This window comes from Deinococcus marmoris DSM 12784 (genome assembly GCF_000701405.1).
Classification (GTDB): domain Bacteria; phylum Deinococcota; class Deinococci; order Deinococcales; family Deinococcaceae; genus Deinococcus; species Deinococcus marmoris.
On sequence record NZ_JNIV01000168.1, the window covers coordinates 1 to 5,563 of the forward strand.

Here is a 5,563-nt window from a genome sequence, read left to right on the forward strand (position 1 = left end):
GAAGCCGCCTTTCGCCGTCCCAGATGACAACCAAATGCTCAAATGTCAAAAATGCTGTTCAGGACGCTATTGAAATCGAGTTGTCCGGTACTGAATTCAAGAGCTTCTTCTGGCTTACCGGTCGAGATGTAAAGAACGGCCTGACTTCGGAGGAGTTGAATGGTGTCACGCTGATTCGTTGGACTGGGCATGACACGAATAGTTTCAAGCCCACCGTCAATGCTTCTTTGCATTTCATCGAAATCGTTCGTTCGGTAGTTGCGAAATGAAAGCGCGTAATACGCCGTGGCCGTGGGAGACAGGTCAATCTGACGTCTTGCGATCGTTTCCGCACGCTCTCCCTCACCAGTCTCTCCCAGCGACAGAGCCAGGAGGGAACGCAGTTCTGACGTGAGAAACCCGTCAGGCACTTTTGAAAGCAGGTCAATGGCGATTTTCCAGTTGGCCGTTCGGTACCAGCCCGGAACCAGATTCTGGATCATGTTCAGGGCGCTCTCGATCTGACCAGCCGCTAAAAAATGAAGGGTTGCCGCGTAAGGTCTCCCCTCTCTATCTGCCTGCTGGGCGGCGTATCCCTGAACCGTTTTGAACTGGGCCTCGTCCCCTTGCAAGGTGCCTTGTAAGTATTCCCGCAGCGCGTCGTGTGGAATGAAGGCTTTGCCCTGTTGCAGCACGGGCAGGCCCACCCGCCGCACTTGATCGAGCCAGTCACCAGGAAGCTTCAGATGCAGGACACTGGGCGTCATGGGTGTCCAGATCTCCATGACACTCAGGGCAGGAAGGGCCTGCTGGATGTCTTCAGGAAGCCGGCGCACCAGCGTGAGCAACAGGTGTTCCGTGCCGGCCTGAAGTTGGTTATTTTGAGCGTGAAATCCCAGCATGACTCCTGCGGGCCAGCCGTGGAGGCCGCCAGAGGGAAGTGAGTCTGCCTCAAACGTTTGGGCCAGAACGTCTACCTCATGTTCAGTGAAGCGGAGTTGGCTCGCGTTGATCTCGGTGCCAATGCCCGACGCAAGGAAGGGAGCAATCTGAAAGCTCGAAGCCTCGTGCTGGGCGACGAAGACGCGGTGACCCTCGCCCAATCCATCAAGGAAGGCGTTGAGAAGATTGGCAGAGTCATCACTCAGGTGTTCGCCGCCGTCAACAATCAGCGTTAGGTCAACCGTATGGTTGTTTACGTCATGCAGCAGGGCAAGGAGGGCACGCGAGGGACTGGTTTCGAGGATTGCTCCAGATTTCCAGTACGACAAATTCAGGCCGAAGTGCTGGAAAGCGTCGACAAGAGATTGAAGGAAAAAGTGAGCGTCCCGGTCTTCCTGATGCAGCTTGAGCCAGATCACTTCCCCATTTTGCTGACGTGCCCATTGGGCCAGCAACACGGTTTTGCCGTAACCGGAAGGGGCAAGCAAGGCGGCGACTTTGATGGTCAGATCAGCGAGTTGCTCCTGGAGCCGGGGCCGCGCCAGCCCCTGCGGCATCGGTTCAGGGACGCTGAACCGCACGTGTGAACGGCGTCGCGCAGGCAGAGAAGACATGGGCCAGTTTAGACCGCGCGGCAAAACTCAAAAGTTTGAAAGACCTGCGGCAGCGGCGCTTCTGAGCTGCGCCAGTTCCCTGCCCGTGACGCCCCAGCTCGCCTGGTTGTTGCGCAAGACGGCGTACCCCGCTTCGATCACCTTGAATCCGGCAGGCACGCCTTCCTGAGCCTTGGCTTTGAGCAGGTGGCTGGTCAGCGCCCTGGTTTCTTGCGGTTCAACCGTTCCCGAAACCACCTGAATCTCGCCGTTCATCCAGAACGAAACGGCGTAAGCAGGTGCCGGCGTGTCCACACCCTTGACGGCGTACGCCGCAATTCTGGGGCCGTCCTGCAATGGAATCCGGGTGCGGGGCGGCAGGTCACGCAATGCCTGCGTCGCCAGTTCGTGTGCGCGTTGGTGGAGGGGGCTGCTGTTGCGTGGAATCCTCACAACAGTCACGTTTGGATGGGTCACGCAGAGAACGGCCCGCAATTCCTCATCCTGAGCGTCAACATGAAGCACAGCACGGACCCCGAACGGAAGGTCAAGCTGTTGCAGGGCGGCCAGCGCCGCCGTGACCTCTTGCAACGCGGTCCGGGGGATCTGACCGCTGACTTCCCTGGTGTACCCAGCATGATCTCGCATAACGCCCCCGTAGGCTGCGGCTGTTCCGACGGCGCTCGCATCGGTGGCGATTGTGGCCTCGTCTCTCATGAATTCAGAGCGGAGTATTCCACAGGTGGGATGCTCGCAGTCTCCCCCACCCATGACCGGAGCTGGCCGCCCACGATGCCACTGTAAAAACTCAGCCACCCACTGGCTCCCAGGAGAGCGCGAAAAACAGCCTGCGCAACTTGTCCGGCAGGACGTGACGAAAGCCGCACCCTGGAGTTGTGCATTTCAGGGAGAAACTCCCTGGCTCTGATGGATTTAACCCCCATCAGTCCACTGGCAGTAGGGGGTTGAGTCTGCGTTTGAGCTGATCAATTTGCTCTTTCACTGCGGAGCGGGCGGTGGCCTCCAGCAATTCACGGGTCAGGGCCACCGCTCCGATCTCCCCGCGCTGGGCCAGGTGTTCGAGCTGGCTCCACTGCGCGGCATTGAGGTGCTTTTTGAGCAGCATCTGCAAGGTGGCGCGCTGGGCCGTCCACTGCTCTGCTGGGGGGGCTTCACCAAGTTGATTGAGCTGCGCCTCGCTCCGGGTCTGCGCCTCCCGCTCGGCACTCAGCTTCTGCTCCTTGACCTGACTGGCGCGCTCCTGGCGCTGCCGCTCGGGCGTCACGAAGTCAGCAGGCAGATCGTACTTGGCCGGATGCTCCAGAAAGTCGGCCACCAGCCCCCCCGGATTGCGCACGCCGCCCTGAGCGGCGCGCTGCCGCAGTTCCAGAAAGCGCAGCGCCTCTTCCACCCGCTCGGGATGCTGGCCCGCCAGCGCGGTGGCGCGGGCCACCGTGACCCCGGCCTGACGCAGCAGCCGCACCAGGGCCGGGTCTGCCGCGTGCGTCTCCGCAAAGGTGTACTGGGCCACTGCCGCTTTGCCTCGCCCCTCGATCACGGCGCGTTCCAGATAGTGGTTGGCTAGCAGTTCCTCGTGGGCCGAGGCTAGCGCCCGGCGCACCAGGTCACTGCGGTCCGTGGTGAGTCCCGTGGCCTGCCGCCACTCGGTCAGCGGCACCTGAAGCTCTTTGAGCATCTGGCCGTCGTCCTGCCGCCGGTGCGCCTGCAAGGTGCGGTACAGCGCCCGGGCAGGCGGCTGTTCCAGGCGGTGCAGGAGCTGACCGTCCAGGACCTGTGAAATGCCGGCCCGGATGCTGTCGGCCAGTTGTTCACCCAGGCGGATGCTCAATGTCGCCTCACTTTCAAGAGCGCTGAGTTCGCCGTCGTCCTCGCTGTCGCGGTAGCGCAGGCCCTCGAAAAAGCGCACGCCCACATTGTCCCATCTCACCTTCTGGGTTCCGGTCAGCGAGGATTTGCGCCCTACGATCACGCTGGTGAAATACAGCCGCCGGATGCTCTGGCGCAGCCGGTGGTAGTTCTCGCCGTTGTTGGCCAGGCCCATCAGCTCGCGGACCTCGTAGGCGGTGGTGTGAACCCAGTTGTCCTCGGGGCAGCCGTGGGCGACGAACAGCGTTTCAAGGGACACCAGCGTGTCGGTGTCGATGCCGTGTGGGCGGCCCTGTGGGGTGATCGCCTCAATGCGGAAGGTGCGGGCATTCACCGTGAACTCGGTGTTCCAGGTGGTGACCCCCTGATCGACGCGCGAATGCATGCTGATGACCCCGAAGCGGGCAAAGTTCAGTTCGTCATGCAGGTTCGGCGTTTTGGGTTTTTTGACCACTGCGGCTCCCGTTCTGGTGTTGTTGTTTTTTAACTACTGTAAAGATATAAAAAAAACAACAACAAGGAGAGTCGGTCCTCGTGTGCAGCACACACTTCCTGGCGCTTTTCCCGCAAAGGTATCGCTAGTTTGGCCCCTTTTCCCGCAAAGGTGTCGCTAGTTTAGACCCCCTTCCCCGCAAAGGTGTCGCTAGTGCCCCTCCAGGGGTCCATTTGGACCTGAAATTAGCAAAAGATTGTCCTGGACAGGAAAAGCCTCTCTTTCCCGCAAAGGTATCGCTAGTGGCCACTTTGGGCAATCCCGCAAAGGTGTCGCTATCTCTCTCCTATATCCCGCAAAGGTATCGCTAGTGCTGTGAAAGCGCTAGCGACTGTGTCACACGGAGAAATCCCCTGTTGACAGATAAAATCCCGCAAAGGTATCGCTGTGAAGGTGTCTGCTGTGCCGCGCTGACGCTGCTCTGTTTCCCGCAAAGGTATCGCTATGCAGGGGTCACCTCAAGATCTGTGCGCGCTACTCCGCTAAGGGGAAGGAGAAGCCCAACTTCCCTTCCCTGGCCTCTCAGCTCGCCCTTCACTGGAAACGCCGTCTCCTGGGCTGTCTGTGTCTCAATGAAAGGATCCTTTCAACGGGACAGTGTTCGGTCTCCACAGACACGACATTTTTCAGCCCTGGAAACGAGAGGGTTCAAATGGGACAGCGCGCCGCCGTTGACTGCCAAGTTTCCATAGCACATCAATCCTGTAAACGCCCGCCCAAAAACGGAGTGGCGTTATCGGAAATGTACGAGATGCGGGGTCAGCGCCCAGTCTGAGCCTCAGAGTGAGAAGAGGACCAGCGATACGAAGGCCAGATCACCCAATCCCGTCCGCAGCGGGTGCAGGGCGAACCAACGTTGCCGGGCCTCCTCACCTTCGGGCGGCGCATTCAGGGCGTCATAGCCGCCGAGTTGAACGTTGAGGGGCACCATCAATCGCACGGTGATCAGCACGTCGGCCAGCATCAGAACAAAGGCCATCGCGGCCCACCACGCACGCCCAGTCCCAAAGGTCAGGGCGGTTAGTCCCAGACAGCATGCCATCAGTGTGAGCAAGATCGGAGGCATCACCCGCCGAAAGAGCGCGTCGCGCGGTTGATGCATCTGCAAATAGGCGCTCAGACCCACGCGCCGCAGGTAAACACCCTCCAGCAGCCCTGAAAACAGAAGGCCCGCGTTCAGACCCGCCAGGAAGGTAGCGAGGATCCACAGAAGATTCATGCTGTCTCCTTTGCCCACAACGCCAAAGCGCAGCCTCACCGTACACCTCACTTCAGGCATGTGGCGTCTGCTGGGCATGCAGTGTCCAGGCGAAGCGACATGGGGTTAGGGTGTTCAAACTGCGGGCAAAAGGCGACCCAGAATGTGAAGACGGGGAAATAGGTTGGCGCGTGAGGTCGAAAGTCCCAACTTTTCCTGAGCGCAGGAGGGCGCGCGGATCTTGAAGTGATCCCTATGCAGCAGGGGTGGCAGGCAGGGCACCGCTCCGCCGTCTGGAATTCGAGCCTATCTTTTATTAGACGGTATATGGGCCTTGATTTACCCGCCTTCTTCTTCCGTTACATCTCTGCACTCCTGATTCGGCTAAGAGCGTGTTTATAAAGGTTCGACGGATGGGTCGAGGCGACGGAGCATCAGGCGAATGTTGGCGAGATAGCACCAGGAAGCGGA

4 protein-coding genes are annotated in these 5,563 nt (G+C 59.7%); all 4 read right to left on the bottom strand.

From position 1 onward, the window contains the following. Positions 1-38: 38 nt before the first annotated feature. A complete protein-coding gene (locus Q319_RS0122295) occupies positions 39-1,535 on the bottom strand; it encodes an AAA family ATPase (protein WP_156039547.1) in 1,497 nt (498 codons plus the stop codon). Between the two features lie 27 nt (positions 1,536-1,562). Continuing rightward, positions 1,563-2,162 carry a hypothetical protein gene (locus tag Q319_RS0122300; RefSeq protein ID WP_156039548.1) on the bottom strand — a complete coding sequence of 200 codons (600 nt, stop codon included), beginning with the start codon at positions 2,160-2,162 and terminating at the stop codon, positions 1,563-1,565. 295 nt (positions 2,163-2,457) lie between these two features. Further along, positions 2,458-3,855, bottom strand: a complete 1,398-nt coding sequence (locus Q319_RS0122305) for a replication initiator protein A (protein WP_029484607.1) — start codon at positions 3,853-3,855, stop codon at positions 2,458-2,460. An 817-nt stretch (positions 3,856-4,672) separates the two neighbouring features. Then, positions 4,673-5,113, bottom strand: coding sequence for an anthrone oxygenase family protein (locus tag Q319_RS0122310; protein ID WP_162178698.1), 441 nt, complete (start codon positions 5,111-5,113; stop codon positions 4,673-4,675). Between the last annotated feature and the right edge of the window lie 450 nt (positions 5,114-5,563).